Origin of the sequence: Streptomyces sp. NRRL B-24572 (assembly GCF_002156145.1) — a bacterium.
Taxonomy (GTDB): domain Bacteria; phylum Actinomycetota; class Actinomycetes; order Streptomycetales; family Streptomycetaceae; genus Streptomyces; species Streptomyces vietnamensis.
In genome coordinates this window covers 1-2,837 of record NZ_MWIG01000639.1, presented here as the reverse complement: position 1 = coordinate 2,837, position 2,837 = coordinate 1, and the positions used below count along the sequence as shown (strand labels likewise).

The window sequence follows — 2,837 nt, the reverse complement described above, 5'->3', positions numbered from 1 at the left end:
CGTCGCCCGCTCCGGCCGCGTCGGCCCGGCGGGAGCGGACGAGCCGGGCGCCGCGGCCGGAGCGGGCGACGGCGGAGACGACGGGCGTGAGCAGGGCGAGCGCGACCGGGGCGAGGAGCAGCGCCACGGCCGTGCCGAGGGCGAAGCCGCCGATCACGTCGGTGGGGTAGTGGACGCCCATGTAGACGCGCGCGAAGCCCTCGGCGAGGGCGAGGGCGATGGCGGCGAGGCCGAACCGGCGGTGGGCGACGAAGAGGCCGACGCCGAGGGCCATGGCGAGGGTGGCGTGGTCGCTCACGAACGAGAAGTCGGTCTTCCCGTCGACGAGGACCTCGAGCCCCTGATGGTCCCTGAAGGGTCTGGGACGCTCGACGAAGCCGCGGATGGGGATGTTGACGAGGAGGGCGATCCCGGCGGCCAGCGGGGCCCAGACGATCCCGGCGACGGCCGAGACGGAGTCGCCGAGGGTGCCGCGCCGGCGGACGCTCCACCAGCACCAGAGGACGACGAGGACCATCGCGAGCACGATCCCGTACTCGCCGACGAACTCCATGACGCGGTCGAACCACGGCGGAGCGGACTTGGCCAGTCCGTTGATGTCGTAGAGCAGGCCGACATCGGGGTTCAAGGCGTCCGATGCGAGTCCAGCCATCTGCTGCGGCCCCTTGCTCTCGTGTCTGGTTTCCAACCCCCGTGGTCAGAGCGGTCGGATCAGGGAACGAACCGCCTGAGGCGTACGTTCCGCTCTCTCCGGTGGATCATGACGACGTTATCGAAGAGTGACGGTTCCCCGCAGCTCAGGGCCTGTGCATGACGGAGAGTTCCAGCCACGCCCGATAAGCCCGAAAGGCGCCCGCACACCCGCGGCCGCCCCGCCGGTTGACCCGACGCCCCGTCTGTTCCCCTCAGGCCTGCGGCAGATGGGTGGGCAGCGCGGCCGCGCCCTCCTTGGTGACCCGGGTGGCGCCGAAGTAGTCCGGGGTGTCGATCCGGTCGAAACGGATCACCGCCCCGGTGCGCGGGGCGTCGATCATGTAGCCGCCTCCGACGTAGATGCCGACGTGCCGGATGGCCCGGGAGTTCGTCAGGTCGTCCGAGAAGAAGACGAGGTCGCCCGGCAGCAGCTCGCTCCTTCCGGGGTGCGGGCCGGCGTTGTACTGGTCGTTGGCGACGCGCGGCAGCTGCACGCCGACGCTGTCGTACGCGGCCTGGGTGAGCCCGGAGCAGTCGAACCGCCCGCCCTCCGCGGCCGTACCCGTACCGCCCCAGAGGTACGGGGTGCCCAGCTTCCCCTGTGCGTAGTGGATGGCGGCCGCGGCCTGCTGCGAGGGCGCGACGCGGCCCAACGGCCGGGCGAAGCTCTTCTCCAGGGACCGGATGATGCGCACGTAGTTCTGGGTCTCGCTGATGGGCGGCACCCCGCCGTGCTTGATCACCCGGTACGCGCCCGCGTTGTACGCGGCCAGCATGTTGTCCGCCGGGTCCCCGGGCACGTCCTTCACGTACCCGGCCAGCTCGCAGTCGTACGAGGCGGCCGACGGAATGGCGTCCTGCGGGTCCCAGATGTCCCGGTCCCCGTCCCCGTCGCCGTCGACGCCGTGCCCGGCCCAGGTGCCGGGGATGAACTGCGCGATGCCCCGCGCGTCCGCCGGGGAGACGGCCCGCGGGTTCCAGCCGCTCTCCTGGTACAGCTGGGCGGCGAGCAGCGCCGGGTTGATGGCGGGGCACAGGTTCCCCCACCGCTGCACGAGCCCCTGGTAGAGGGCGGGTACGGCACCCTTCGCGAGCCCCACGGCCCCGTTCTTGGCGCCCGCGCCGCCGGCGATCCCGGCCGCCGCGGAGTACGTGCCGACGACGAGCAGTGCGACGAAGCCGAGACAGACCCCCAGGGTCCCGCCGGCCCACAGCCACGCCTTGCCAGCCCTACGCACCGTCAACCACCCCTCGGCTCATGGCAGTACGCCAGGGCCGCCAGTCTAGGTCGCGCCTGACGCCGCCCCAAGAGTGCAACAACGACAATCATTGCCCAAAGTCACTCTCCGTGATACACAGAGTGACCATACGCTTCTTCGCATGGAAACCGGCCACACCACCGCAGGTCAAGACGGTCAGATCGGTCAAGTGTGCGGGGATCGGGTAAAGAGAGCCGCCAAGCCGTCACACGTGAGCGGTTTCATCAGCGAAGATAGGGCGATGACCCATGCCGTCCGGCAGGGGCGACCAAGTACCCAACAGGGGCGGTGAGTTATATGTACCTGGCGGCCGAAAAGGGCGACATCACCACCATCATCGGTGGAATCGCCCCGAACTGGGGACCTTTCGGGAGCCTGGGCAACGAGGCCAAGGTGATGATCGAGGTCGTGATGGCCGTGGCGATCCTGCTCTGCCTCGGCATCGCCATCTGGGGAGCGGCCAAGCAGCGCATCGGCGCGACCGCCCTCCGCGACACGTTCAGCGCGGAACAGGGCAAGGGCCTGATCGTCGCCGGCCTGACCGGCGTCTTCATCATCGGATCGCTGGGGACGCTGTTCACCATCGTGTACGGGATGGCCGTCTGAGCTCCCTTCGGACCCGACCCTCCTGAGAATGCGTTCCCTGATGCCCAGTCATGTTGAAGCACGGCCGTACCCGCGAACGAGTGAGGGGGCGTACCCGGCATGAGTCCCGGCGACGAGCACGACAGCTTCGGCGGCGTGGGCGGCTCGGGCCAGACCCGGACCCGCCTGCCCGAGGGCAACAGCGGCGACGTCTACGGCGGCGCCCGCCGCCCCGTCCGCAGCTCCCGATCCCTCATCACGGTCGTGGGCGTGGTGGTCCTCCTCGTCGCCGCCATCGCC

At 70.2% G+C, this 2,837-nt stretch carries 3 protein-coding genes and 1 pseudogene; 2 read left to right on the top strand and 2 right to left on the bottom strand.

The features are described 5' to 3' along the window. Positions 1–652 (bottom strand): phosphatase PAP2 family protein (locus CCN56_RS32370; protein ID WP_086831448.1); only part of this gene is annotated, 652 nt, incomplete at its 3' end. A gap of 253 nt (positions 653–905) precedes the next feature. Next, positions 906–1,937, bottom strand: coding sequence for a bifunctional lytic transglycosylase/C40 family peptidase (locus CCN56_RS32365; RefSeq protein ID WP_086831447.1), 1,032 nt, complete (start codon positions 1,935–1,937; stop codon positions 906–908). A 312-nt stretch (positions 1,938–2,249) separates the two neighbouring features. Here CCN56_RS32365 and CCN56_RS32360 point away from each other — a divergent pair, with 312 nt between their 5' ends. Together CCN56_RS32360 and CCN56_RS32355 are read left to right on the top strand one after the other, a co-directional pair. Continuing rightward, entirely contained in the window at positions 2,250–2,558 is a 309-nt protein-coding gene (locus CCN56_RS32360; protein ID WP_024757447.1) for a hypothetical protein, read from the top strand. 99 nt (positions 2,559–2,657) lie between these two features. Continuing rightward, positions 2,658–2,837 (top strand): annotated as a pseudogene (locus CCN56_RS32355) (hypothetical protein); the annotation flags it as partial.

Excerpts from the sequence above, each read along its gene's own strand:
- CCN56_RS32360 (WP_024757447.1), top strand. The coding sequence starts at position 2,250 with ATGTACCTGGCGGCCGAAAAGGGCGACATCACCACCATCATCGGTGGA.